The organism is Actinosynnema sp. CA-299493 (assembly GCF_050946825.1).
GTDB lineage: Bacteria > Actinomycetota > Actinomycetes > Mycobacteriales > Pseudonocardiaceae > Actinosynnema.
In genome coordinates this window covers 7,250,412-7,275,725 of the sequence record NZ_CP191993.1, presented here as the reverse complement: position 1 = coordinate 7,275,725, position 25,314 = coordinate 7,250,412, and the positions used below count along the sequence as shown (strand labels likewise).

20 protein-coding genes and 2 pseudogenes are annotated in these 25,314 nt (G+C 72.5%); 12 read left to right on the top strand and 10 right to left on the bottom strand.

Annotated elements, in window-relative coordinates; translation table 11 throughout:
• The first annotated feature begins 16 nt into the window (after positions 1 to 16).
• From ACQPYE_RS30565 to ACQPYE_RS30540, 6 genes are all read left to right on the top strand, one after another.
• Positions 17 to 559, top strand: coding sequence for a TetR/AcrR family transcriptional regulator (locus tag ACQPYE_RS30565; protein ID WP_498716346.1), 543 nt, complete (start codon positions 17 to 19; stop codon positions 557 to 559).
• Between the two features lie 9 nt (positions 560 to 568).
• Complete coding sequence (locus ACQPYE_RS30560) at positions 569 to 976, top strand: hypothetical protein (RefSeq protein WP_498716343.1); 408 nt, start codon at positions 569 to 571, stop codon at positions 974 to 976.
• A 37-nt stretch (positions 977 to 1,013) separates the two neighbouring features.
• Complete coding sequence (locus ACQPYE_RS30555; RefSeq protein WP_498716340.1) at positions 1,014 to 1,406, top strand: hypothetical protein; 393 nt, start codon at positions 1,014 to 1,016, stop codon at positions 1,404 to 1,406.
• A gap of 166 nt (positions 1,407 to 1,572) precedes the next feature.
• Positions 1,573 to 2,985 carry a cellulase family glycosylhydrolase gene (locus ACQPYE_RS30550; protein WP_498716338.1) on the top strand — a complete coding sequence of 471 codons (1,413 nt, stop codon included), beginning with the start codon at positions 1,573 to 1,575 and terminating at the stop codon, positions 2,983 to 2,985.
• 289 nt (positions 2,986 to 3,274) lie between these two features.
• Positions 3,275 to 6,550 (top strand): DUF4082 domain-containing protein, encoded by a 3,276-nt coding sequence (locus tag ACQPYE_RS30545; protein ID WP_498716337.1) that lies wholly within the window; start codon positions 3,275 to 3,277, stop codon positions 6,548 to 6,550.
• Between the two features lie 58 nt (positions 6,551 to 6,608).
• Complete coding sequence (locus tag ACQPYE_RS30540) at positions 6,609 to 7,853, top strand: tetratricopeptide repeat protein (protein WP_498716335.1); 1,245 nt, start codon at positions 6,609 to 6,611, stop codon at positions 7,851 to 7,853.
• A gap of 67 nt (positions 7,854 to 7,920) precedes the next feature.
• On the opposite strand, the gene ACQPYE_RS30535 is transcribed toward ACQPYE_RS30540, so the two are convergent.
• From ACQPYE_RS30535 to ACQPYE_RS30525, 3 genes are read right to left on the bottom strand one after another with little or no spacing between them, the layout of a single operon-like run.
• The gene (locus ACQPYE_RS30535; protein WP_498716331.1) at positions 7,921 to 9,399 is read right to left on the bottom strand and encodes a glutamate-cysteine ligase family protein; all 1,479 of its coding nucleotides are present in this window, start codon (positions 9,397 to 9,399) and stop codon (positions 7,921 to 7,923) included.
• Between the two features lie 24 nt (positions 9,400 to 9,423).
• Complete coding sequence (locus ACQPYE_RS30530) at positions 9,424 to 10,083, bottom strand: 4'-phosphopantetheinyl transferase family protein (protein WP_498716329.1); 660 nt, start codon at positions 10,081 to 10,083, stop codon at positions 9,424 to 9,426.
• Positions 10,080 to 10,925 carry a metallophosphoesterase family protein gene (locus tag ACQPYE_RS30525; RefSeq protein WP_498716328.1) on the bottom strand — a complete coding sequence of 282 codons (846 nt, stop codon included), beginning with the start codon at positions 10,923 to 10,925 and terminating at the stop codon, positions 10,080 to 10,082. The genes ACQPYE_RS30530 and ACQPYE_RS30525 overlap by 4 nt, the downstream gene beginning before the upstream one ends.
• A gap of 417 nt (positions 10,926 to 11,342) precedes the next feature.
• Between ACQPYE_RS30525 and ACQPYE_RS30520 the strand changes: the two are divergent.
• Both ACQPYE_RS30520 and ACQPYE_RS30515 read left to right on the top strand, forming a co-directional pair.
• Positions 11,343 to 11,684, top strand: a pseudogene (locus tag ACQPYE_RS30520) (transposase); the annotation flags it as partial.
• Positions 11,685 to 11,787: 103 nt separating this feature from the next.
• Positions 11,788 to 12,036: a hypothetical protein gene (locus tag ACQPYE_RS30515; RefSeq protein WP_498716327.1), complete on the top strand. Its 249-nt coding sequence runs from the start codon at positions 11,788 to 11,790 to the stop codon at positions 12,034 to 12,036.
• A gap of 64 nt (positions 12,037 to 12,100) precedes the next feature.
• Here the strand turns inward: ACQPYE_RS30515 and ACQPYE_RS30510 are convergent, their stop codons facing one another.
• From ACQPYE_RS30510 to ACQPYE_RS30490, 5 genes are read right to left on the bottom strand one after another with little or no spacing between them, the layout of a single operon-like run.
• Positions 12,101 to 13,273 carry a histidine kinase gene (locus ACQPYE_RS30510; protein WP_498716326.1) on the bottom strand — a complete coding sequence of 391 codons (1,173 nt, stop codon included), beginning with the start codon at positions 13,271 to 13,273 and terminating at the stop codon, positions 12,101 to 12,103.
• Entirely contained in the window at positions 13,270 to 14,991 is a 1,722-nt protein-coding gene (locus ACQPYE_RS30505; RefSeq protein ID WP_498716325.1) for a sodium/solute symporter, read from the bottom strand. Before ACQPYE_RS30505 ends, ACQPYE_RS30510 begins: the two co-directional genes overlap by 4 nt.
• The gene (locus ACQPYE_RS30500; RefSeq protein WP_498716324.1) at positions 14,988 to 15,374 is read right to left on the bottom strand and encodes a DUF485 domain-containing protein; all 387 of its coding nucleotides are present in this window, start codon (positions 15,372 to 15,374) and stop codon (positions 14,988 to 14,990) included. Before ACQPYE_RS30500 ends, ACQPYE_RS30505 begins: the two co-directional genes overlap by 4 nt.
• A complete protein-coding gene (locus ACQPYE_RS30495) occupies positions 15,371 to 16,210 on the bottom strand; it encodes a LytR/AlgR family response regulator transcription factor (RefSeq protein ID WP_498716322.1) in 840 nt (279 codons plus the stop codon). Before ACQPYE_RS30495 ends, ACQPYE_RS30500 begins: the two co-directional genes overlap by 4 nt.
• Positions 16,211 to 16,246: 36 nt before the next feature.
• A complete protein-coding gene (locus ACQPYE_RS30490) occupies positions 16,247 to 16,555 on the bottom strand; it encodes a hypothetical protein (protein ID WP_498716321.1) in 309 nt (102 codons plus the stop codon).
• Between the two features lie 790 nt (positions 16,556 to 17,345).
• Between ACQPYE_RS30490 and ACQPYE_RS30485 the strand changes: the two genes are divergently transcribed.
• Positions 17,346 to 17,951, top strand: coding sequence for an RICIN domain-containing protein (locus ACQPYE_RS30485; RefSeq protein ID WP_498716320.1), 606 nt, complete (start codon positions 17,346 to 17,348; stop codon positions 17,949 to 17,951).
• 51 nt (positions 17,952 to 18,002) lie between these two features.
• On the opposite strand, the gene ACQPYE_RS30480 is transcribed toward ACQPYE_RS30485, so the two are convergent.
• A complete protein-coding gene (locus tag ACQPYE_RS30480) occupies positions 18,003 to 20,951 on the bottom strand; it encodes an AfsR/SARP family transcriptional regulator (protein ID WP_498716319.1) in 2,949 nt (982 codons plus the stop codon).
• 73 nt (positions 20,952 to 21,024) lie between these two features.
• Positions 21,025 to 23,508, bottom strand: coding sequence for a DEAD/DEAH box helicase (locus ACQPYE_RS30475; protein ID WP_498716317.1), 2,484 nt, complete (start codon positions 23,506 to 23,508; stop codon positions 21,025 to 21,027).
• A gap of 184 nt (positions 23,509 to 23,692) precedes the next feature.
• Between ACQPYE_RS30475 and ACQPYE_RS30470 the strand changes: the two genes are divergently transcribed.
• From ACQPYE_RS30470 to cbiQ, 3 genes and pseudogenes are all read left to right on the top strand, one after another.
• The gene (locus ACQPYE_RS30470; RefSeq protein WP_498723016.1) at positions 23,693 to 24,364 is read left to right on the top strand and encodes an energy-coupling factor ABC transporter permease; all 672 of its coding nucleotides are present in this window, start codon (positions 23,693 to 23,695) and stop codon (positions 24,362 to 24,364) included.
• A complete protein-coding gene (locus tag ACQPYE_RS30465) occupies positions 24,361 to 24,669 on the top strand; it encodes a PDGLE domain-containing protein (protein ID WP_498716316.1) in 309 nt (102 codons plus the stop codon). The genes ACQPYE_RS30470 and ACQPYE_RS30465 overlap by 4 nt, the downstream gene beginning before the upstream one ends.
• Positions 24,666 to 25,304: pseudogene (gene cbiQ, locus ACQPYE_RS30460) on the top strand (cobalt ECF transporter T component CbiQ); the annotation flags it as partial. The gene ACQPYE_RS30465 and the pseudogene cbiQ, both read left to right, overlap by 4 nt.
• Positions 25,305 to 25,314: the final 10 nt, after the last annotated feature.

Genomic DNA, 25,314 nt, shown 5'->3' with positions numbered 1-25,314 from the left:
GCGGTACTCTAACCCCGTGAGATCGACTGGTCGGCGGGCAGTGCTCGACGCGGCCCTCGCGCTGGTCGACGAGGGTGGGCTGGACGCGGTCACGATCAGCGCGCTGACCGCCCGTTCCGGGGTGTCCAACGGCAGCGTGTACCACCACTTCGGCAGCCGGGCGGGCCTGCTCACCGTGCTGTACGGGGAGAGCTTCGCGCACTGCGTGGCGGCGCTGGCGCCGGCGCTGGAGGTCGGCGGCCCGGAGCAGGTCGTGCGGGAGGTGGCGGCGCGGTACCTGCGCTGGGTCGCCGAGCACCCCGGCCGGGCGCGGTTCCTCTACGCCGCGCCGGCGACCGCCGATCCCGCGGTGAAGGCGGAGGTGTTCGAGCCGGTCGCGCGCTGGTTCGCGGCGCGCATGGCGGCGGGGGAGTTGCGGGAGATCCCGTTGTGGGCGTTGGACGCCGTGGTGATGGGTCCCGCGCACGAGTGCGCCCGGCGGCACCTCATGGGCGTGCTCGACCTGGCCCTGGCGTCGGATCTGGTCGGGGATGCGGTGTGGGCGGCGGTCGCGCCCTAGGGTGATCGCATGGCCACTTGGGGCGACCTCGCCGCATACGTGCACGACACCTATGACGTGATCGCGGAGAACGAGGACGAGATCCGGATCCTGTTCAACTTCGAGCAGTACGACGAGGACGACGAGCGGACCCAGGTGGTCATCCTGGTCCGCGAAGTGCTCGACAAGCTGCACGAGTGGGTGCAGATCGCCTCGCCGATCGGGCTGGCCACGCGCGTCGACCTGCACGCGTTCCTCGCCGAGGTCGGCAACTCGACCATCGCGTGCGGCGCGGCGATCATGGGCGACCACGTCGTGCTGCGGCACTCGTTGCCGTTGTCGGACCTGGACATCCACGAGTTCACCGAGCCGCTGGCGCTGCTCGCGGGCACGGCGGACCGGCTGGAGGAAACGTTCTTCGGCGGCGACGACTACTAGTGCTAACTTAGGCTGACCTCACTAGGGAAGGCGCTGAGTGTCCACACGCCCTGTCGCGACCGCCGGGTACGAGTCCATGACCATCCAGGTGCGCGCGGGCGTGGGTGAACGACGCCTGGTCGCCGCCGTGCGGTCCCTGTTCGTGCGGCACGAGGTGCTGCGGGCCGACGGCTTCACCGCCGAGTCGTGCGTCCACCGAGTGTCGCTGCCCTCGTGCCTGGTGGCGCTCGCCACCGTCGACGACGTGTCGGGCGACGTGCCGCTGCGGGTGGTGTGGCTGGACGGCGGCGCGTCCGGTCGGATCGTGCTGACCGTGCGCCTCGACGTGCTGGCCCGACTGCCGTGGCACGTGCTGCTGCCCGGCCTGGTGTCGGCGTGGAGCGCGAGCACCCACCTGCGCGCCCGCCGGGCCTCCGCCCGGGTCTCCTGAGGTCGTTCTCCCGAACCGGAACCGGTCGCCCGGACCGTTGACAGCGGGTGTCGTGGGGTGCTGTGATCCACCCAACGGATAGGAAAGTTTCCTAACTGAACCGCCGCCGCCGTGCTCCACCTCACCCCTGAACCGTGGGAGGCGCCCTGTGGCACCCCGATGGCCTGTGTTGACCCTCCTGACGCCGCTCGTCGCGGCCGTCCTGTCCGTGCCGACCGCTTCGGCTGACGACGTCGGCGCGGCGGCCGTCACCGAGCACCAGGCGGAGAGCGCGACGATCTCCGGCGGCCTGGTCGAGTCCAACCACGCGGGCTACACCGGCGGCGGCTTCGTCAACTACGACAACGCCTCCGGCGCGTACGTCGAGTTCACCGTGACCGCCGCGACCGCCGGCGCGGCGACCCTGTCCTTCCGCTACGCCAACGGCACCACCGCCGACCGGCCGGTGAGCGTCACCGTCAACGGCTCGGCGGGCGTGGGCGTGGCGTTCCCCGGCACCGGCGCGTGGTCCACCTGGGGCACCGGTTCGGCGACCGCGTCCCTCGCGGCCGGCGCGAACCGGGTGCGCGTCACCGCGACCACGGCCACCGGCGGACCGAACCTCGACCGGCTCACCGTCGACACCGGCACGACCGGGGCCGGCCGGCCCGCGGACGTCAACGGGCAGCTGCGGGTGTGCGGCGTGAAGCTGTGCAACCAGCACGGGAAGCCGATCCAGCTGCGCGGCATGAGCACGCACGGCATCCAGTGGTACTCGCAGTGCGTCAAGGGCGCCTCGCTGGACGCGTTGGCGACCGACTGGGGCGCCGACGTCCTGCGCATCTCGATGTACGTGCAGGAGGGCGGGTACGAGACGAACCCGCGCAAGTTCACCGACCTGGTGCACGGCTACGTCGAGGAGGCCACCCGGCGCGGCATGTACGCGCTGGTCGACTGGCACCAGCTCGACCCCGGTGACCCGAACGCGAACATCTCCCTGGCGCGCACCTTCTTCACCGAGGTCGCGCGGCGGCACCGGGACAAGACCAACATCATCTACGACATCGCGAACGAGCCGAACACCGTGTCGTGGGCGGGGATCAAGTCCTACGCCGAGCAGATGATCCCGGTGATCCGGGCCCAGGACCCCGACGGCGTGGTGTTCGTCGGCACGCACGGCTGGGGTTCGCTCGGCATCTCCGACGGCCGCAGCGAGCAGGACATCGTCGACAACCCGATCAACGCCACGAACTTCATGTACACGTTCCACTTCTACGCGGCGTCGCACCAGGACGAGTACTTCGCCGCGCTGCAGCGGGCGGCGTCGCGGCTGCCGATCTTCGTGACCGAGTTCGGCACCCAGACCTACACCGGTGACGGCGCCGACGACTTCGCGTACAGCCAGAAGTACCTGGACTTCCTGGCCGCGAACAAGATCGGCTGGACGAACTGGAACTTCTCCGACGACTTCCGCTCGGGCGCGGTGTTCAAGGAGGGCACGTGCGCGGGTTCCACCTTCACCGGCACGGGCGTGCTCAAGCCCGCCGGCGTCTGGATCCGCGACCGCATGAGGACCCCGGACAACTTCCCGACGAGCTGACCGGCCACCTCGCCGGCCTGCTCCTCCGGCCGTTCCCCGAACTCCCTCCGGCGGCGCCGCGCCACCGCGGACGGCAGTCCGCCACGATGCGGCGTCGCCGACGGTGAGAAGCAGTCCTCTGCGCCACAGGGACCACGACGCGTGGGCAGAAGGCCTATCGGGTAACGGCGTCACACCGCGGGTCGATCACCGGCGTGACCGGGGCTGTCCAAGGCTCCGCGACACCGGGCGGTGCGGGATGTCCCCAAGTGGTGCAGCCAGACGAAGCTCCGGCACGGCGGTGGCCCGGGTGCTCGCGGTGGCCGTCCTCGCCGCCGCACTGGTGGTCACGCCGACCACGTGGCACGCGCCGGCGGCCGTGGCCGCGACGCCGACCGCGATCACCGACGTGCCGACGACGGCGACCGTGGGCACGCCGTACACGTTCTCCGGCACCGTGACCGACGAGGGCCCGGTAGCGGCGGTCGAGGTGTCGACCGACGCGGGCGTGACGTGGCGGGCAGCCGCCTGGCAGGCCGGTGGGACGACGTGGAGCCACACCTTCACACCGTCGGCCTCGGGCGGCGCGGGACTGCGGGTCCGCGCGCTCGACGCCGAGGGCGGCACGGTCGGCGAGGCTGCCGCGGAGACGCCGGTCGCCGCGAGGACGTGCCCGTGCGGCCTGTGGTCCGACTCCGACGTGCCGACGACGGCCGACGCGGCGGACGACGCGGCCGTGGAGCTGGGCGTGAAGTGGCGCTCGACGCACGACGGCCACGTGCGCGGCATCCGGTTCTACAAGGGACCGCGCAACACCGGCGCGCACACCGGCTCGCTGTGGTCGGCCGCCGGCGTGCGGCTGGCGACCGGCACGTTCCGCGACGAGACGGCGAGCGGCTGGCAGACCCTCGTCTTCCCGTCGCCCGTGCCGGTCCTCGGCGGCGCCACCTACGTGACCTCCTACTTCGCGCCGGCCGGGCACTACTCGTTCGACCACGGCTACTTCACCCGGTCCTCGCGCTACCTGGAGCCGCTCACCGGCCTGCAGACCGGCGTCGACGGCCCCAACGGCGTGTTCCGCGCGGGCGCGGGCTTCCCCGGCGCCACCTCCTCCGGCACGAACTACTGGGTCGACGTGGTGTGGTCGCCGGAACCCGGCGCGGACACCAGGGCGCCCGACCTGACCGGCACGACCCCGGTCGCCGGCGCGGGCAGCGTCGCGCTGTCCGAGGTCGTGACCGCCGCCTTCGACGAGCCGGTCGCGCCGGGCTCCGCCGAGTTCGCGCTCACCGGTCCGGACGGCACCGTCGCCGGCGTCACCTCGTTGTCCGGCAACGGCCTGACCAGCCAGTTCCAGCCGGACGCCCCGCTGCCGGCCGGCACGGCGCTCACCGCGTCGGTGCGCGTCCGCGACGCGGCGGGCAACCGGACCGCCACGCACACCTGGCAGTTCACCACCGGCACACCACGGGCGGCGCAGTGCCCGTGCACGCTGTGGGACGACTTCACCACCCCGGCCACGCCCGCCGCGGACGACGCGCGCCCGGTCGAGCTCGGCGTCGGGGTCCGGTTCGCGGGCCGGGGCGAGGTGCTGGGCGTCCGGTTCTACAAGGGGCCGGGCAACACCGGCACGCACACCGGGTCGCTCTGGACGTCGACCGGGCTGCTGCTGGCCACCGGCACGTTCGGCGGCGAGACGACGACCGGGTGGCAGACGCTGACGTTCGCCGCGCCGGTGTCCGTCCAGCCCAACACCACCTACGTGGCGTCCTACCTCGCGCCCGAGGGCCACTACGCCGCCACCCAGCGGCACTTCGAGTCGCAGCCGACGACCTACGGCCCGGTCACCGCCCCGGGCGACGGCGCGAACGGGGTGTACCGCTACGGCGGGGGGTTCCCGACCAGCGCGCACCTCGCGTCCAACTACTGGGTCGACGTCGTGTACCGCAACGGCCTCAACGGCGACACCACCCGGCCCACCCTCGACACCCGCACCCCCGGACCGGACGCCACCGACGTGCCGCTCGACGGGCCGTTGACGCTCGGGTTCAGCGAAGCGGTCGACCCAGGGTCGGCCGTCGTCGTGCTGACCGACCCGGCGGGCGCGTCGCTGCACGGCACGGCGACGTACTCGGCGGACGGGAAGACCGTGACGTGGACGCCGAACGGCGCGCTCAAGGCGGGCACCCGGTACGCGGCGAGCGTCCAGGCGGCCGACGTCAACGGCAACACCGTGGAGTCGCCGGCCACGTGGGCGATCACCACCCAGGCCACCGCGCCCTGCCCCTGCGCGCTGTTCAGCACCGCGACCGTGCCGCGCGTCCCGTCCGCGAACGACGGCGGCGCGTACGAGCTGGGCGCCCGGTTCGCCACCAGCCGCGGCGGCTGGGTCACCGGCGTCCGGTTCTACAAGGGTGAGGGCAACACCGGCGTCCACACCGGCTCCCTCTGGACCGCCGCCGGGCAGCGGGTCGCCACCGGCACGTTCACCGACGAGACCGCGACCGGCTGGCAGACGCTCGCGTTCGCCGAACCGACGCCCATCGCGAGCAGCACGACCTACGTGGTCTCCTACACCGCGCCCAACGGGCACTACGCCGTGGACGGGCAGTACTTCCTCCGCCGCCACCCGGTCGTCTCCGCGCCGTTGACGACCGCGGCGGGCAGCGCGGCCGGTGTGTTCGTGCCGGGCGGCGGCTTCCCCGACCACTCCTGGGACGGCAACAACTACTGGGTGGACGTCGACTTCACGCCGTTCACCGACACCACGCCGCCGGTGCACACCGGGCACACGCCGGCCGACGACGCCGCGGACGTCCCGCTGGACGCGCCGCTCACCGTCACCTACGACGAGCGGGTCAGCCCGGTGGGCACGACCTTCAAGGTGGTGGACTCCCACGGCGTCACCATGCGGGGCGCCCTCACCCGCGCCGACGACGACCGCGCGCTGGTCTGGACCCCGGCCGCGCCGCTGGTCCGCGGCACCACGTACACCGCGGCCGTGCGCGCGGTCGACGTGCACGAGAACACGGCGACGGAGACCCTGACGTGGTCGTACACCACGGGGAACCCGCCGTGCCCGTGCTCGCTGTTCAGCGAGGCCGCGGTGCCGGAGGCGGTCGACGGCGGCTACCTGGGCGGCGCGGGCTTCGGCGTCAAGTTCGTGCCCACCGCGGACGGCTTCGTGACCGGCGTGAAGTACTACAAGTCGCCGGCCAACGGCGGTCCGCACGTCGCCTACCTGTCGCTCCCCGACAACACGACCCTGGCCTCCCGCGAGTTCGACGCCGAGACCGCGTCGGGCTGGCAGCGGACGACCTTCACCACCCCGGCGCCGGTCACCGCGGGCACCACCTACCTGGCCTGGTACAGCACCTACCAGGGCCACCAGTCCGAAACCCGCGACTACTTCCGGTCCGGTGGCGTCGACACCCCGGCGCTGACCGCACCGGGCGGTCCCGACACGCCCAACGGGATGTTCGGCCGCATCCAGGGCTACCCCGACTTCCCCCGGACCGCCAACCACCACAACTACTGGGTCGACGTCGTCTTCACCCCGGCGATCGGGGGATCTTCGACGAGGTGAGTGCGTCGGGCCCGACCGTGCGGCAGCATCGGAGGCGGGGCGAGATCCAGGGGGACACGTGCGCAAGAAGGCGGACAGCGGTGACACGGCGGCCGTGGTCGGCTTCGGGGTGGCCGCGGCGCGCGGCGGTGACGTCGCGGCGGCGGAGGTCTGGTACCGCGCCGCCGCCGACAGCGGTGACGTGGACGGCATGAACCTGTTGGCGTTGCTCCACGAGGAACGCGGCGCCGTCGGCGAAGCGTCGCACTGGTACGCGCGTGCCGCGGCCGGGGGCAGCACGGTCGCCATGCACGGCCTGGCGCGGATCGCGCGGCAGGACGACCGGCTCGACGACGCCGAGCACTGGTACCGGGAGGCCGCCGACCACGGCGACCAGGAGGCCATGACCGCGTTGGCCGACCTGATGTCGTCGACGGGACGTGGCGGCGACGAGTGGTACCGCCGCGCCGCCGAGTCGGGCGACCCGCGGGCCCTCGTGGTGCTCGGCACGCGGCTGCGGGCCAGGGGAGAGCTCGCCGAGGCCGAGCGGTGGTCGCGCCGGGCCGTGGAGGTGACCGACGAGCCGTTCTTCATGGTGGAGCTGGGTTCGTTGCTCGCGGCGCGCGGCGATCTGGAGGAGGCCGAGACCTGGCACCGCCGTGCCGCCTCGGCCGGTCACGTCGACGCGATGGGCCACCTCGGCTCGGTGCTGGTGGCCAAGGGCGAGGTGGCGGAGGCGGAGGAGTGGTACCGGGAGGCGGCCGGGACCGGTCGGCGGTCCGCCATGGCCGACCTCGCGCTCTTGTTGGCGCACCGGGGCGAGGTCGGCGAGGCGGAGGAGTGGTTGGCGCGGGCGGCGACCTCGGCCGGGGTCGAGGTGGACCACGACCTGTGGTCCACCCTGCCGCCGCTGGACCCCGGCGCGCTGGACCGGCGGGAACGCGACGCGGCCGGGTGGGTGCTCGTCGTCCTCGGCGTCCTGGCCCGGTGGCGGGACGACGTCGACCGGGCCGAGCGCTGCTTCCGCCGTGCGGCGGGCGCGGGCAACGCCCAGGCGATGCACGAGCTGGGGATGCTGCTGACCCGCTGGGGCAGCGCCACCACGCGTGCCGCCGCACGGCGTCCGGGCCGCCGGGTCGAGCCGCCGTCGGACCAGCCGGAGACCTGGTTCACCCGCGCCGCCGAGGCGGGCCACCCGGACGCGATGCTCAGCCTGTCCGCCCTGCACAAGGGCCGTCCGGAGGGCGACCTGTGGTGGCACCGCGCCATCGCGGCGCGCCAGGCCGACGCGATGGAGGCGCTGGTCGACGGCCCGTCCGGCTGACCGCGCCGCGCGGTGCGGACAACTCCGGGCTCGACACCGCCGCCGGACCCGGCGTGGCGGCCCGGCGTCAGGAGACCGGCCAGCTGTGGACGGGTTCGTTGGTGTGCATCAGGTCCCGGTAGGTGCGCAGCATCCGCCGCAGCGCCTCGGGCCGGTCCAGCGCCGTGTGGTCGTAGTGCTTGTGGAACGCGCGCGCCTGCCACGTCGCCCCGTTCACCCCGGTCAGGCACCGCTGCTCGATCACGCCCAGCAGCCGGTCGCGCTCGGCCGCGTCCACCTTCATCCGCACCAAGCCCTCGTGCGCCATCGGCAGCAGCCGGCGCAGCACCAGCTCCGCCACCGGCACCGTGCCGAGCCCCGGCCAGTACACCTGTGCGTCGAGGCCCATCCGCGCGCCCGCCGTGAAGTTCTCCTCCGCCGCGCTGAACGACATCTGCGACCACAGCGGCCGCTCCTCCTCGGCCAGCACGCGCACCAGGCCGTAGTAGAACGCGCCGTTCGCCAGCATGTCGACCACCGTCGGCCCGGACGGCAACGTGCGGTTCTCCACCCGCAGGTGCGGCTGGTCGCGCACCACGTCGTACACCGGCCGGTTCCACCGGTAGATCGTGCCGTTGTGCAGCCGCAGCTCGGCCAACGACGGCGTGTCGCCGCGCTCCAGCACCTGCAACGGGTCCTCCTCGTCGCAGATCGGCAGCAACGCCGGGAAGTACCGCACGTTCTCCTCGAACAGGTCGAAGATCGACGTGATCCACCGCTCGCCGAACCACACCCGCGGCCGGACGCCCTGCTCCTTCAGCTCGTCGCTGCGCGTGTCCGTGGCCTGCTGGAACAACGCGATCCGCGTCTCCCGCCACAGCTCCTTGCCCAGCAGGAACGGCGAGTTGGCCCCGATCGCGACCTGCACGCCCGCGATGGCCTGCGCCGCGTTCCAGTACGCCGCGAAGTCCTCCGGCGACACCTGGAGGTGGAACTGGGTGCTGGTGCAGGCGGCTTCCGGGACGATCGAGTCCGCGGTGAGCTGCAACCGCTCGACGCCGCTGATCCCGATCTGGAGGTCCTCGCCGCGCGCGGCCAGCACCTGCTCGTTCAGCAGCGCGTAGCGCGGGTTGCCCGACAGCGCGTCCACCGCCAGGTGCTTCGGCTGCAACGTCGGCAGGATGCCGATCATCACCATGTGCGAGCCCACGCCGCGCGCCTTGTGCTCGGCCTCGTTCAACGACGTCCGCACGACGTCCTCGAACGCCGTGATCCCGCCACCGGTCAGCAGCCGGGGCGCGACGTTGATCTCCAGGTTCCACTGGCCCAACTCGGTCACGAAGTCGGGGTCGGCGATGGCCTCCAACGCCTCGGCGTTGCGCATCGCCGGGTCGCCCGCGTCGTCGACCAGGTTGAGCTCGATCTCCAACCCGGTCGTCGGCCGGTCGAACTCGAACCGGGACTCGCCCAGCATCCGGGCGAACACGTCCAGGCAGCGGCGCACCTTCGTGCGGTACCGCGTCCGGTCATCGCGGGTGAACTCCTGTCGCCCGACGTCGTCGCCCATACCGCCGCCTTCCGCACGCCTCGATCAGCGCGCGGGTACCGCGATCGCGGTCACCACAAACCCCTCCCGCGCCAGCCAGCGACCGGTGAACCCGTCCAGCACGACGCCGTCCACCACGGGCGGCTCGATGAGGATGCGCGCGGTGAACGTGCCGTCGTCCGGGTTGAGGGTCACCTCGGCGTCCTCGAACCCCAGCCACTTCCGCGTCAGCGGGAACCACGCCTTGTAGACCGTCTCCTTGGCGCTGAACAGCAGCCGGTCCCACGCCACCTTGTCGCTCGACGCCCGCAGTTCACCCATCCGGGCCAACTCGCCGGGCACCGCGACGGCCTCCAGCACGCCGTCCGGGGTCGGCTCGTTCGGCTCGGCGTCGATCCCGATCGTCCACACCTCCGACACCCGGCCGACGGCCGCCGCCCGGTAGCCCTTGCAGTGCGTGATGCTGCCGACGACGCCCTGAGGCCACGTCGGCTCCCGGTTCGGACCGGGCAGCAGCGGCGCGGGCGGGAAGCCGAGACCGGCCAGCGCCGTGCGCGCGCAGTGCCGGCCGGTGGTGAACTCCTTGCGCCTCTTCTCCACCGCCCGGGCGACGTGTTCCTCCTCTTCGGGGAACAACACCACCCCGTCGGGGTCGTCGAACGCGTCGAACGCCGACACCGGCGGCGCGAGCAGGTCCGTGATCACCGCGCGTCCCCCTCTCGCAGCACGTCCAGCAGCGGGGCGGCGGTCCAGCCGCGCGGCTGCCACTCCCGCGGGTAGCCGAGCGACACCTCGTCGAAGCGGACGCCGTCCTTGCGGATCGTGCGCGGGATGTGCAGGTGCCCGTAGACCATCACCGCCGCGCGGAACCTCAGGTGCCAGTCCGCGGTCCGCTCGGTGCCGCACCACAAGGCGAATTCGGGGTACCGCAGCACGAACGTGGGATCGCGCACGAGGGGCCAGTGGTTGATCAGCACGGTGCGCAACGAGCTGTCCACGGCGCGCAACCGGCGTTCGCTCTCCTCGATCCGCGCCGCGCACCACGCCTCACGGCTCGGGTACGGGTCGGGGTGCAGGAAGTACTCGTCGGTGCAGATCACACCGGCCTCCTGCGCGACGGCCAGCGCGGACGCCTTGTCCGTCGTGCCCGCCGGGCGGAACGTGTAGTCGTAGAGCGTGAACAGCGGCGCCACCGCCACCGGGCCGCCGGCGCCCTCGAACACCGCGTACTCGTCCTCGGGCGTGAGCACGTCGATGCTCCGGCACAGCTCGACCAGCTGCTTGTAGCGCACCTCGCCGCGCGACTGCGCCGGGTCGTCCTTCGTGGTCCACAGCTCGTGGTTGCCCGGCGACCACACCACCTTGGCGAACCGGTTGCGCAGCACGCCCAGCGCCCACTCGACGTCGTCGAACTTCTCCGCCACGTCACCCGCCACGATCAACCAGTCGTCCGGCGAGTGGGGTCGGATCGCGTCGACGAACCGGCGGTTCTGCTGGTATGTCACGTGCAGGTCGCTGGTGGCGAGGAGTCGCGGCGCAGTGCTCACACCTTCGAGCGTATCCGTGCGCAGCGCGTATCGGGGAGTGACCGCTCATCCGCTCGTCGCTCCTGTGTGGCCGTTCGGCCGGGTGACGGTGGCCGTGTGACGCTGGACCACTCCCGTTCGTCGCGCGTTCTCTTACCAGGGGGCGTCGGTGTTCCTAGCGTGATGGGCATCACGACGTCCTGGGCGGAGGACCTGATGACCAACTACGTACGACCAGCGCAGCCGTTCGGTCGAACGGTGGGCGCGGAGATCGCCCGCCAGGTGCAACAGCACACGCACCCCGCGGTCGCCCCCAGGCGCACCGACGACGCCGCCCTGGCCATGTTGCTGCGCGCCCGCCAGCGCGGCGACGCCCAGCGGCAGGAGCCGTGGGTGCGCCGGGCGCCGGAGGCGCCACCACGACCGCCGCACGCCGACGTGATCGAGCAACTGGCCGTGCGCCTGGTGCCGCCGTCGCTGTGGGCCGTGGTGGAGCCGTTGCTGCCGCCCGCGAAGGTGCGCCGCCAGGGCGGCGGCCGGGGCCGGGTGTCGGACCGCGCCATCTTCACCGCGATCGTGTTCGTCCTGACCAGCGGTTGCGCGTGGCGGCACCTGCCGCCGACGTTCGGCGTGACCGTGCCGACCGTGCACCGCCGGTTCCAGGAGTGGAGCGAGGCCGGGCTGTGGCTGCGGCTGCGCCGGGCGGCGGTGGACGGCGCGGCGGGCGACGCCGAGTGGCTGCGGCTGGTGCTGGAAGCGGCGGAACGACGCGGCGCGCGCGCCGTGGGCTGAGCGGAACGGGAACGGCGGTGGCGACGCGGGCGTCCCAGAGGTGAACCGGGACGCCCGCTGCGCCGTTCGTCCCAATGGAGGTGTGTGTGACGTGGACGAGCTCTCCAGACGCGAGATCGCGCTGCTGAAGGCGACCGTCGCGAACCGGGTCGAGCTGACCCGCAGCGCCGAGCCGGACGTGCGGGTGGACGGTCTGCCGTTCTGCGACCCGATGACGGCCCGCGCGCTCGTGCACGCCGGCCTGATCGAGCCGGCGCGCCCGGTCGCGCCGGGTGACCTCGCGACCGCCCGCCTCACCGCCGCCGGCGCCGCGGCCCTGGGCGTCCTCGCGCCGGCCTGAACCTCACCGGAACAGCTCGGCGAACCCGCCGGTCAGGTCGGCGAGCACCCGTCCCCGTCGTCGGTCAGGCGTGCACGCCCGCCTGGTACTTCGGCACCCTCACGCTGACCTTCGTCCCCAACCCCTGGGCCGTTTCCACCACGAGACCGTAGTCGTCGCCGTAGCAGCGGCGCAGGCGCTCGTCGATGTTCCCCAGCCCTATCCCGGCCGTCTCGCCGACCTGGCCCGCCAACGTGCGGCGCAGGGCGTCCGGGTCCATGCCGATGCCGTCGTCCTCGATGGTGATGTGCGCCTCCTCGCCCGCGTCCGCCGCCAGGATCGAGATGTGCCCCGGCCCGACCTTGCCCTCCATCCCGTGCCGCACCGCGTTCTCCACCAGCGGTTGCAGGCACAGGAACGGCACGGTCACCGGCAGGACCTCCGGCGCGATCTGCAACGTCACCTTGAGCCGCTCGCCGAACCGGGCACGCTCCAGCGCCAGGTACTGGTCGATCGACTTCAGCTCCTCCGACAGCGTGGTGAAGTCACCGGCCCGGCGGAACGAGTAGCGGGTGAAGTCGGCGAAGTCCAGCAACAGCGTGCGAGCGCGTTCGGGGTCCGTGCGCACGTACGAAGCGATGGCGGACAGCGAGTTGTAGATGAAGTGCGGCGAGATCTGCGCCCGCAGCGCCCGCACCTCCGCCTCCACCAACCGGGTCCGCGACCGGTCCAGTTCGGCCAGTTCCAGCTGGCCCGACGCCCACCGGGCCACCTCGTTGGTCGCCCGGACCAACCCGGCCGACGCCTCCCGGCTGTACGCCGCCAGCACGCCGACCACCCGTCCCTCCACGGTCAGCGGCGCGAGGACGGCCGTGTGCACGGGGCAGTCGGGCGCGGAGCAGGTGATGTCGAACGCCCTGGTGCGGCCGGTGCCGAACACGTCGGCGGCCAGGCCCATCGCCTCGGCCGCGTGGTGCTCGCCGTCGCCCTCCCAGGCCACGACCTCGGTCTCGTCGGTCAACGCGAGCGCGGGCGTGCCGAGCAGCGTCCGCAGGTGCTTGGCCGACTTCTTCGCCGCCTCCGGCACCAGCCCGGCGCGCAGCGGGGGAGCGGCGGACCACGCGGTGTGCAGCGTCTCGAACGTGATCCGCTGCTCGTGGGTCAGGAAGTCGTTGCGGGTGCGGGAGGTCCACCACAGCGTGGTCACCACGGCGAGGCCGACGAGCAGGATCGCGCCCGCCGTCCACAACGCCGTCACAACCGGTCCTGGCTGCGCAGACCCAGGTTCTCCGGCGCGTGCAAGCGCACCATGACGTGGTTCACCCCCGGAGGCACCTTGCGCGGCGTCAGCAGCGACACCACGTACATCACGACGAAGCCCAGCGGCACGGTCCACGCGGCGGGCCGGGCCAGGAACACGTGGTACCACGCGCCGCCGCCACGCGCGCTGATCGTGACCAGCCCGGCCACCAGGGCGGGCAGCCCGCCCGCCACCATCCCGGCGACGGCGCCGACCGTGGAGATGCGCGTGCTCCAGATGCCCAGCACGAGCAGCGGGCACAGCGACGACGCCGCCACCGCGAACGCCAGGCCGACCATGTCCGCCACCGGCACCTTGCCCACCAGCCACGTCATGCCCAACGGCACCAGCACGGCCAGCACCGTCGACACCCGGAACCCGCGCACACCGCGCAGCCGCAGCACGTCCCGGCTCAGCACGCCCGCCAGCGACACCATCAGACCGGACGACGTGGACAGGAACGCGGCGAACGCCCCACCGGCCACCAGCGCGCCCAGCAGCTGCCCGCCGAGCCCGTCGATCATCCGGCTCGGCAGCACCAGCACCACCGCGTCCGTGTCACCGGTCATCAGCAGCTCCGGCGTGTACAGGCGGCCGAGCGCGCCGTAGATCGGCGGCATCAGGTAGAACACGCCCAGCAGGCCCAGCACGATCAACGTGGTGCGCCGGGCCGCGCGGCCGTTCGGGTTGGTGTAGAAGCGCACGATCACGTGCGGCAGGCCCATCGTCCCCAGGAAGGTGGCGATGATCAGCGAGTACACCGCGTACAGGGGGAAGCGCTCGCCGCCGCGCATCGGCAGCGCCCACACGTCGTTGGTGTTCGACGGGATCGACCGCACGTGCGGCACCGCGGCGCCCTCGGGGAACGTGAGCCGCGTGCCGGCGGACACCTCGTGCCGGCCCACGGTCAACTGGCCGCCGCCGTCGACCCGCTCGCCGTCCACCCGGCCGGCGCCGTTGAAGGGCGTGGCGCGGGACGCGTCGAACGTCGTGTCGGAGTCGAACGTGACCGTGGTCCGCTTCGGGAACTCGGGGAACTGGGGCCCGGTCAGGTCCCGCGCGCCGTGCGCGTGCCAGGCCATCACCAGGAACACCACCGGCACCGCGATCGCGGTCAGCTTGAGCCAGTACTGGAACGCCTGCACGAACGTGATGCTGCGCATCCCGCCGGAGATCACGTTCGTGGTGACCACCAGCGCGACCACCAGCGCGCCCACCCAGTCCGGCGTGCCCGTCACCGTGTGCAGGGTCAGGCCGGCGCCCTGCAACTGCGGCAACAGGTACAGCCACCCGATGCCCAGCGCGAACACGCTCGCCACCGCGCGCACCGCCGGCGACGCGAACCGCGCCTCGGCGAAGTCCGGCAGCGTGTACGCGCCGCTGCGGCGCAGGGGAGCGGCGACCAGCGCCAGCAGCACCAGGTAGCCCGCCGTGTAGCCGACCGGGAACCACAGCATGTCCGGCCCGTGCGCGAAGATCAGCCCGGCGATGCCCACGAACGACGCCGCGGACAGGTACTCGCCGCCGATGGCGGAGGCGTTCCACCACGGCGAGACGGTGCGCGAGGCGACGAAGAAGTCCGACGTCGTGCGCGAGATCCGCAGCCCGTAGGTGCCGACCAGCATCGTGCCGACCGCGACCACCAGCACCGCGACGATGCCGTACCCACTGCTCACGAACGCTCCACCAGCTCGGCGAACTCCCGCTCGCTGCGCTCGGCCTGGCGCACGTAGAACCAGCCCGCCAGCACGAACACGGGGAACACCAGCAGGCCCAGCAGCAGCCACGGCAGCGGCAGGCCCAGCAGCCGTTGCGCGCCGACCTGGGGCGCGAGCGTGAACACCAGGGGCAGCGCCGCCACGCTCCCGCACACGACCGCGCACAGCAGCAGCCCGAGCCGCCGCTGCGTCCGGATCAGCGACCGCATGTAGACCGCGCCCAGCTCGCTCTGCTCGTCGATCTCCCGTGACGCGGGGTACGGCCGGGGCGCGCGCGGCGCGCGGGTGCGCGGGCTCGTCACCACGACCCGCTGGGCGTGCGGTCGCTGCGGCGAGGTCACGACGGCTGCCGGTTGCGGCGCACCAGCAGCTGCCGGAGGTGCCGGGCGTGCCGCCGGCTGACCGGCAGCACCGCGCCGCCGATGTTGACGCTCAGGTGGCCGTCCTCCAGCCGCAGCTCGTCGATGTGGCCGAGGGACACGAGGTGGCTGCGGTGGATGCGCACGAACCCCGCGGAACGCCACCGCTCCTCCAGCCCGTTGAGCGCGGCGCGGACCAGCCCGCTCCCGGTCGCGGTGTGCAGCCGGGCGTAATCGCCGTGCGCCTCGACGTACCGGATGTCGGCCAACCGGATGAACCTGGTGATGCCACCGAGTTCGACCGGAATGACTTCGTCGCCCACTTCGGGCGTTTTCTCGGCCGGCGCGGCGGTGGCCGGTTCCGGCGCCTTCGAATCGAGCACCTCGTGCACTATCCGGTGCACGGACTCGGCCAGCCGTTCCGCCCGAACGGGCTTGAGCAGGTAATCGAGCGCTTTCAGCTCGAATGCCTCGACCGCGGGTTCCTGGTGCGCGGTGACGAAGACGATGCGCGGCGGCTGGGCGAACCGGGACAGCACGCGGGCCAGGTCGAGCCCGTCCAGGCCGGGCATGCGGATGTCGAGGAAGACGGCGTCGACCGGTTGGCCCGCGTCCATGGCGCGGTGCAGCGTCCGCAACGCCTTGGTCGCGTCCGTGACGCCCTCGACGTGGGCGACGCGCGGGTCGGAGCGCAGCAGGTAGACGAGGTCCTCCAGCGCCGGGGCCTCGTCGTCGACGGCGAGCACCCTCAGTGTCCGCTCAAGCGCCCCACGGCGCTCCGGGCCCTCGCAGAGAGGGCAGGGAAGTCCTGAGGTCATGGAGTTCCAATGTGGTGTGGTCGGCGACGTCGGCGATTAGACCACCGGACGCCTATCCTCACCTCTCGGGGTGGCCAAGGGCAATGACCGGCGCGCCGCCTGGGCGTCACCCAGGGTCATCTCCAGCTCCAGGAACGCCTCCTCGGCCCGGCGCGCGGCCAGCGACACCGAGGCCGCCGCCGCGCTGCCGACCAGCCGCCGGGTCGGCTCGTGCAGCCCGCGCACCACGTCGGACCACTCGTTCGCCAGCCGCGCCAGCTCCGTCAGGGCGCAGACCAATTCGGCGGAAGTGCGCGGCACCGGGTCCACGATCCGCGCCAGTCCGACGTGCGGATCGGAATCCATGACATCCCCCACGAGTGAGCCGCCGAAGTATCGAAACCCGATGCTCTCGTTCGCCGACCACGCGGTCAACGACCCGGAGGAGTGGTCTCAATTGGCAACCGAATCCGCGTGTCGGACCTTCGGCGCCCACGTGTCGAACCTCCAGCCCCCCGAGTCCGACACTCGCGTCATCCGGCGGGGGTCCCGAGCGCTGCACTGTCGCGTGTCCCGCCGGAGGGACGGCAGGCGGCGCGCTCCGACGGGTCCCGCGGCGGGACGGGGGAGACCGGGTCGGGCGTCAACGGAGGTGTCGTCGTCGGTTGACCGCGTGATCGGCACGCCAAAGAACTGCGCTGACGCTCCCGAGTGGTCTTCGGTCGGGTTGTCCTGCGGTTCTCCGCGCAACTGCCGGACGTCGGTGTGCGTGAGGAGTTCTCCCTGATTCGCGCGTGGATTGTCCTCGCGACCTCTTCGTGTCTTACTGTTCGGTTGGTTCGGATCGTCCCCCTCCTTCGCGTTCTCGGCTATTGCTGGTTGACAGCTTTTCGGGATGCAGTACCGTCAGGCCCGTCAACTCGGTTTGAGTCGATGGGAAGATGTTCGTCGCGCTCGAATAGGCCGTATTGCCTGATGGGAAGCCGATTGACGTGGCAGTGCACGGTGCCGCCACCGTCGATGACGGCCCTGTGTTCCGGAGACCGCTGAATTCCCCGGCTACTGGTTCGGGGAATGCGGACAGCGGCAAGTGGCTCTGGCCTGTTCGGTCCGATTCGACCTGTCGACCGCGTGTTCAATTCGAAAGGGATGAAGGATGATGTCTGTCCAGAAGACGTTCGTCAGGCTCGCGGTGGGGTTCCTCGCCGCGGTGACCGCGATCGTGATGTTCTCGCCCGCTTCCCAGGCCGCCTCGTCGACCGAGGCCGTCGACACCGCGATCGCCAAGATCGCCGAGTCGGGCCTCCGGACGATCAAGCGCACGACCCAGGATCCCGCCGCCCTCGCCTACTCGCAGGTCAGCAACGCCTACACGGCCAGGTGCCTGGCGGTGCAGGGCACCAACGCCCCGGCGTTCCAGATCAACTGCACGCCCGCCTACGCGGACCAGAAGTGGGAGGCGCAGGCCGCCGGCACCGACGTCTTCCGCATCCGGAACCAGTACAGCGGGCAGTGCCTGGCCGTCCAGGGGTCCAACAACGTCAACGGCGCGCCGGCGTTCCAGGCTCCGTGCGCCTCCTACCAGGACCAGCTGTGGGTGATCGTGGACGCGTACTCCGGCTCCACCTACATCGGTTCCTACCTGCTCAACTACTACACGGGTAGGGCGCTGTCCGTTCAGGGCTCCAACAACGTCAACGGCGCCCCGGTCTACCAGTACGACGCGGCCGGGTACGGCGACCAGCGCTGGTACGGCATCTGAGCACGGTCCGGTGGGTGGGTGGCGGGCGACCGCCACCCACCCGCCGGGCAGTCACGTCAGGTCGGTCAGGGCGGCGGCGGCCAGGGACTCGAACTCGCCGAAGCCGCTGCGGGTGGCCAGGTCGTGGCCCACGCGGGCGTGGCGGAGGGCTTCCGCGCGGCGGCCGTCGGCGGCCAGGGCGTGCACCAGGTTGACGTGCGAGCGGGCGACGCCGTAGCGGTAGTCCGACGACGTGGCCAGCTCCAGCGCACGCAGGTGGGCCGCCACGGCGCGTCCCGGTTTGCCCAGGTGGCGCAGGACCAGGCCGAGGGCGTTGTGCACCTCCGACTCGATCCGCCGACTGCCGCCCAGCTCCTGCACCAGCGCCAACGCCCGCTGGGCCGTCCGCATCGCCTCCGCGTGCTCCCCGCCCAGGCACAACGCCGCCGCCAGGTGCGCCATCGACTCCGCCCGCGGGTGCCGCGCGCCGCTGCGGTACCACGCCTCCAACGCGTAGCGCTGGAGCTCCGCCGCCCGCGCGTAGTCCCCGGCGGAGGTGCTGCACCGCCCGAGCAGCGCGGCGCACGCCGCCTCGATGTTCACCCCGTCGGCCGCCTGCGCCAGCGCCAGCCCCGCCGACAGGAACGACTCGGCCGTCGCCAGGTCGCCGCGCATCAACCACACCGCGCCGAGCCCGGTCAACGCCGAGATCCGCACGTGCGGCAGGGCGCCCTCGACCTCGCCCAGCTCCGCCACCCGCTCGAACGAGGCGAGCGCGTCGGGCAGGTCGCCGAGCTCCAGGTGCACGATCCCGGCCAACCCGACGTACAGCCACTCCGCCCGCGCGGACGGCCGGACGGCCCCCAGGTACCGCTGCGCGGCCTTCAGGTTGCCCAGGTTCCGGTGCTCGGTCGCCAACCACACCGTCATCAACGTCTCGGCGTCGTGGTCACCGGCCGCCCGCGCCGCGCCCAGCGCCGCGCCGACGGCGTTGAGGAACTCCACGTGGTGCCCGTGCGACCCGAGGTACCCGCTCACCGAGTTGACCAGCTGCCACGCCATCGGCAGCGGACCGTGCGCCGCGCAGTGCTCGGTCGCCGCCAGCACGCTGGCCCGTTCCGCGGCCAGCCACGCCCTGGCCTCGTCCGGGCTCATCCGGGGCGGCCCGGACGAGCCCAGCTCCGGGTACAGCACGTCACCGACCTCGACCGCCGTGCGCAGGTACCAGTCGAACAGCCGCCGCCGCGCCGCGCCCAGGTCCTCGCCCGCCGCCTCGGCGCGGTCGGCCGCGTAGTCGTGCAGCAGGTCGTGCAGCGCGAACCGGTCGGGCCCGACCCGCTGCACGAGGTGCGCCGACGCCAGGTCCTCCAGCAGCCCGCGCGCCACGTCCTCCGGCGCGTCCAGCAGCGCCGCCGCGCCGAACACGCTGAAGTCCGGCCCCGGCAGCAGCCCGGTCAGCCGGAACAGCCGCGCCGCGTCCGGCGTCAGCGCCGCGTACGACAGGTCGAACGCCCGCCGCACCGCCGCCGTGTCGTCGTTGTCCACCGCCAGCACGGCCAGCCGGTCGCCGCCGCGCAGCTCCTCCACGTACGACGCCACGTCCACGTGCGAGGAGCCGACCAGGTTCCCCAACGCGATCCGCAGCGCCAGCGGCAGGTACCCGCACAGCCGGGCCAGCTCGCCGAGCGCGTCGAACTGCGTCACGGCCGCCTCCGCGCCCAGCGACCGGGCCAGCAGCTTCCACGCCTCGTCGCCGCGCAGCACGTCCAGCCGCACGGTCGTGCCGCGCAGCCGCAGCTCGTTGCGGCTGGTGATCAGCACCGAGCAACCGGGGTCGACGGGCAGCAGCGGTCGCACCTGCTCCGCCGACGCGGCGTTGTCCAGCGTGATCAGCACCCGTCGGCCGCGCAGCCGGGCCCGGTAGCCGGCGACCAGGTCCTCCTCGTCCACCGGGATGTGGTCGGCCCGCACGCCCATCGCCCGCAGGAACCTCGCCAGCACGGCGGACGTCGGCAGCGGCGGCGAGGTGGAGTGCCCCCGCAGGTTCACGTACAGCTGGCCGTCGGGGTACCGGTCGCGCACCGCGTGCCCCACCGAGATGGCGAACGCCGTCTTGCCGACGCCCGGCGGCCCGCACACGACCACGGTCGCCGTGCCCCGCGTCAGCAGCTCCGTCACCCGGGTCAGCTCCGCGCCCCGGCCGACGAAGTTGCCCACCGGCGCGGGCAGCTGCGACACCGGGGCCCACGTGCTCGCGACCGGCTGGTGCAGCGCCGGGTCGCCGGTGAGGATCGCGTGCTGCACGGCGCGCAGCGAGTCGCTCGGGTCCACGCCCAGCTCGCGCGCCAGCGCCGTGGACGCCTGCCGGTAGGCGTCCAGCGCGTCGGCCTGCCGGTCCACCCGGTACAGCGCCACCATCAGCTGCGACCAGAACCGCTCGCGCAGCGGGTGCTGCGAGGTCAGCCGGCGCAGGTCGGCGACCACCTCGTCGGACCGGCCGAGCCGCAGCTTCACGTCCACCAGCTCGGAGATCACCCGCAGCCGCTGCTCGGCCAGGGTCGGCGCCTCGGTCTCGTGCAGCGACTCCGACGGCACGTCGGCCAGCGGCGGCCCGTGCCAGCACCCCAGCGCGCGTTCGTAGGCGTCGGCGGCGGCGGCGAAGTCCTCGGCGGCGGCCAGCTTCGCGCCCTGCTCGGCCGCCGCCTCGAACCGGTGCAGGTCCAGCGCGCCGGGCGGCAGGTCGATCCGGTAGCCGGTCGGCGTGGTGTGGATCAGCGGCGGCTCGCCGAGCGCGCGCCGCAACCGCATCACGTACACCGGCAACGTCTGCGCCGCGCGGTCCGGCGGCGTCTCGCCCCACACCCGGCGGATCAGGTCGCTCGCGGGCACCGAGCGGTTCGCGTCCAGCAGCAGGGTCGCCAGGACGATGCGGTGCTTGGCGGCGGTGACGGGGACCGAGCGGCCGTTCCGGCGGACCACGAGGGACCCCAGCACGCCGAACTCGTCCTGCGACAGGGTCAACCGCCTCCGCTCTGTCCCGACGTTGACATGCTCGTACGCCGGTCCGCGCCGGAGTACCACCGGATGGACCCTGCTACAGCCTGCCCACTTCGGTGATCCGCACGGAGGCCGTGCCGATCTCGTCGGACTCGGCCAGGTCGACCTCGGCGGTGAAGCCCCAGTCGTGGTCCTTCGCCGGGTCGTCCAGGACCTGCCGCACCCGCCACAGCCCCGGCTCCTCGGTGATCACCAGCAGCGCCGGGCCGCGCGCGTCCGGGCCCATGCCGATCTCGTCGTGCTCCTCGAAGTACGGGTCGAGCGCGTCCTGCCAGTCCTCGGCGGACCAGCCCGCGTCGCCGTCCAGCCGGCCCAGCTCGTGGTAGTCGCGCCGCGCGGCCAGCTCGACCCGCCGGAACAACGCGTTGCGCACCAGCACCCGGAACGCCCGCACGTTGCCCGTGACGGCGGGTGGCGTGTCGCTCAACGGTGCCTCCGCTGCGTCTTCCGAGGGGTTGCGCAGCTTCTCCCACTCGTCCAGCAGGCTGGAGTCGACCTGGCGGACCAGCTCGCCCAGCCACTCCTGGAGGTCGCTGAGCTCCTCGGTCTTGGCGTCCTCGGGCACGGTCTGCCGCAGCGCCTTGTACGCGTCGGCCAGGTACCGCAGCACCAGGCCCTCCGAGCGCGCCAGCTGGTAGTGCGAGACGTACTCGGTGAACGTCATCGCCCGCTCGAACATGTCCCGCACCACGGACTTCGGCGACAGGTGGTGGTCGGCGACCCACGGGTGCCCGCGCCGGTAGGTGGTGAACGCGGCCTCCAGCAGCTCGGCGAGCGGCTTCGGGTACGTCACCTCCTCCAGCAGCTCCATCCGCTGGTCGTACTCGATGCCCTCGGACTTCATCGCGCCGATGGCCTCGCCGCGCGCCTTGTGCTCCTGCGCCGACAGCACCTGGCGCGGGTCGTCCAGGGTGGACTCGACCACCGAGAGCACGTCGAGCGCGTACGACGGCGACTCGCGGTCCAGCAGCTCGATCGCGGCCAGCGCGAACGGCGACAGCGGCTGGTTGAGCGCGAAGTTCACCTGGAGGTCCACGGTGAGCCGGATCTCGCCGCCCTGCCGCTCCACCACGCCCGCCGCCAGCAGGCCGCGGTACATCTGGATGGCCCGCAGGATGTGCCTGCGCTGCGCGGGCCGGTCCTCGTGGTTGTCCTCCAGCAGGTGCCGCATCGCGCCGAACGCGTCACCGGGCCTGCCGATCACGTTGAGCAGCATGGCGTGGCTGACCTGGAAGCTCGACGTCAGCGGCTCCGGCTCGGCGTTCTTGAGCCGCTCGAAGGTCTGGTCGCTCCACGACACGAAGCCGTCGGGCGCCTTCTTGCGCACCACCTTGCGCCGCTTCTTCGGGTCGTCGCCCGCCTTGGCCAGCGCCTTCTCGTTCTCCACCACGTGGTCGGGCGCCTGCACCACGACCGTGCCGATGGTGTCGTAGCCCGCGCGGCCCGCCCGGCCCGCGATCTGGTGGAACTCGCGCGCCTTGAGGTGGCGGGTGCGCTGGCCGTCGTACTTCGACAGGGCGGTGAAGACGACCGTGCGGATGGGCACGTTGATGCCGACGCCGAGGGTGTCCGTGCCGCAGATGACCTTCAGCAGGCCGGCCTGGGCCAGCTGCTCCACCAGCCGCCGGTACTTCGGCAGCATGCCCGCGTGGTGCACGCCGATGCCGTGCCGGACCAGGCGCGACAGCGTCTTGCCGAACCCGGAGGTGAAGCGGAACCGGCCGATCGTGGCCGCGATGGCGTCCTTCTCGGCGCGGGTGGCGACGTTCACGCTCATCAGCGACTGCGCGCGTTCCAGCGCGGAGGCCTGGGTGAAGTGCACCACGTAGATCGGCGCTTCGCGACCGTGCAGCAGCTCTTCGATCGTCTCGTGCAGCGGGGTGGTGACGTACTGGAAGTTCAACGGCACCGGGCGTTCGGCGGACCGCACCACCGACGTCGTGCGGCCGGTGCGGCGGGTCAGGTCCTTCTCGAAGAACGCGACGTCGCCCAGGGTCGCCGACATCAGCAGGAACTGGGCCTGCGGCAGCTCGATCAGCGGCACCTGCCAGGCCCAGCCGCGGTCGGGCTCGGAGTAGAAGTGGAACTCGTCCATGACGACCTGGCCGACGTCGGCCTTCGTGCCGTCGCGCAGGGCGATGTTGGCCAGGATCTCGGCCGTGCAGCAGATGATGGGCGCGCTCTCGTTGACGCTGGCGTCGCCGGTCACCATGCCGACGTTCTCCGCGCCGAACGTCTCGATCAGCGCGAAGAACTTCTCCGACACCAGGGCCTTGATGGGCGCGGTGTAGTAGGTCCTCCTGCCCTCCGCCAGGGCGGCGAAGTGCGCGCCGATGGCGACCAGCGACTTGCCCGAGCCGGTGGGCGTGCTGAGGATGACGTTCGAGCCGGAGACGATCTCGATCAACGCCTCCTGCTGCGCCGGGTACAGCGACAGCCCCCGCTCCCGCGCCCAGTCGGCGAAGGTGTCGTAGAGGACGTCGGGATCGGGGGTGGCCGGCAGGCGGTCGGTGAGAGTCATCGCAGGCAGAGCATAGTGCCACCGCCCGGCGCGCCACGATCGCGTGATCGTCGCTGGTCAGCGCCCACCGCGTCGGTCCGGGTGGCGCGGTCTCCCGGCGGTGTGGTCGGAATCGTTGTTGCATCGAGCTGGCCATTGCGCACGACTGGCAACTAGCGTGGTGCGCGTGTCCGATCCGGTAGCAATGCACATGAGCGACGGCCTGCTGAACGCGCCGACCTCGCTGCTGTTCGTCGCGGTCGCGGTGGCCGGGGTGGGCGTGGCGCTGGCCAAGGCGCGTGGCGACCTCGACGACAGGACCGCGCCGATGGCGGGCCTGGTGGCGGCGTTCGTGTTCGCCACCCAGATGCTGAACTTCCCGGTGCTGCCCGGTGTCAGCGGGCACCTGCTCGGCGGCGCGCTGGCCGCGATCCTGGTCGGGCCGTGGGTCGGCGCGCTGTGCGTGACGATCGTGCTGGTCGTCCAGTCCCTCTTCTTCGCCGACGGCGGCATCACCGCGCTCGGCGCGAACGTCACCAACATGGCCCTCGTCGGCACCGCGGTCGGCTACCTCACGGCATTGGCGCTGCGTCGGCTCGCCACCAGGGGCAAGGGCGGGCTCGCCGCGGTCGCGTTCGTGTCCGCCCTGGTCAACACCGTGCTCGCGTCGTTCGGCTTCGTGATCGAGTACGCCATCGGCGGCCAGGGCGGTGTCCCGTTCGGCACGGTCGCCGCCGCGGTGCTCGGCGTGCACGTGCTGATCGGCATCGGCGAGGGCGTGATCACCGCGGTCACCGTGACCGCGGTCGCGGCGGTCCGGCCGGACCTGGTGCACCTGCTGCGCGGCGTGCCGCAGAAGCTGGAGTTGAGGGCGTGAAGCGCTTCTTCCTGGGGTTCGCGGTGGTCAGCGTGCTGCTGGCGGGCGTGGTGTCCTACTTCGCCGATCCGGACCCGGACGGGCTGGACCACGTCACCGAGCAGCAGGGCATCGCCGAGCACGCGCGGGAGCACCCGCTGTCCGGGTGGCCGCTGGCCGACTACGCGCTGGGCGGCGACGACCGGTTCACCGGCCTCGCGGGCGTCCTCGGCGTGGCGGTCACGCTGGCCGTCGCGGGCGGGCTGTTCCGGCTGCTGCGCAAGCGCTCCGGCGCGCCGGCCGACGCGAAGCCCGACGAGGGGTGAGCGCGGGCCACGGCTTCCTGCACCGGCCGGGCGACTCGCCGGTGCACCGCCTCGCGCCGCAGGTGAAGATCGTCGCCGTGGTGGTGGCCGTGCTGTGCGTGGTGGCCACGCCGCGTGAGGCGTTCTGGGCGTTCGGCGCCTACCTGCTCGCGCTCACGGGGGTCTGGGCGGTGGCCCGCGTGCCGGTGCGGTGGTTCGCCGCGCGGTCGGTGATCGAGGCGCCGTTCGTGGTGCTGGCCGTGCTGCTGCCGTTCACCGGCGCGGGGGACCGGGTCGACGTGCTGGGCCTGCCCGTGTCGGTGGAGGGCGCGTTGGCCGGGTGGAACATCCTGGTCAAGGGCACGCTCGGGCTGCTGACGTCGTTGACGCTCGCCGCCACCACCGCGCCGCAGGACCTGCTGCTGGGCCTGCAACGGCTGCGGACGCCGCCGGTGCTGATCACCATCGCGACGCTGATGCTGCGCTACGCCGAGGTGATCGTGGGCGAGGCCAAGCGGATGCGGGTGGCCCGGATCTCCCGGGGCGACGACCCCCGGTTCCTCTGGCAGCTCGGCGCGACCGCGCGCGGTGTCGGCAGCCTGTTCATCCGCTCTTACGAACGCGGCGAGAGGGTGCACCTGGCGATGGTGTCGCGCGGCTGGACGG

What these genes read in the sequence shown, in the direction of transcription:
- ACQPYE_RS30560 (WP_498716343.1), top strand. Translation starts at nt 569, where the DNA reads ATGGCCACTTGGGGCGACCTCGCCGCATACGTGCACGACACCTATGAC.
- ACQPYE_RS30535 (WP_498716331.1), bottom strand. Translation starts at nt 9,399, where the DNA reads ATGGGCGACGACGTCGGGCGACAGGAGTTCACCCGCGATGACCGGACG.
- ACQPYE_RS30495 (WP_498716322.1), bottom strand. Translation starts at nt 16,210, where the DNA reads ATGACCTCAGGACTTCCCTGCCCTCTCTGCGAGGGCCCGGAGCGCCGT.
- ACQPYE_RS30490 (WP_498716321.1), bottom strand. Translation starts at nt 16,555, where the DNA reads ATGGATTCCGATCCGCACGTCGGACTGGCGCGGATCGTGGACCCGGTG.
- ACQPYE_RS30485 (WP_498716320.1), top strand. Translation starts at nt 17,346, where the DNA reads ATGATGTCTGTCCAGAAGACGTTCGTCAGGCTCGCGGTGGGGTTCCTC.
- ACQPYE_RS30475 (WP_498716317.1), bottom strand. Translation starts at nt 23,508, where the DNA reads ATGACTCTCACCGACCGCCTGCCGGCCACCCCCGATCCCGACGTCCTC.
- ACQPYE_RS30470 (WP_498723016.1), top strand. Translation starts at nt 23,693, where the DNA reads ATGCACATGAGCGACGGCCTGCTGAACGCGCCGACCTCGCTGCTGTTC.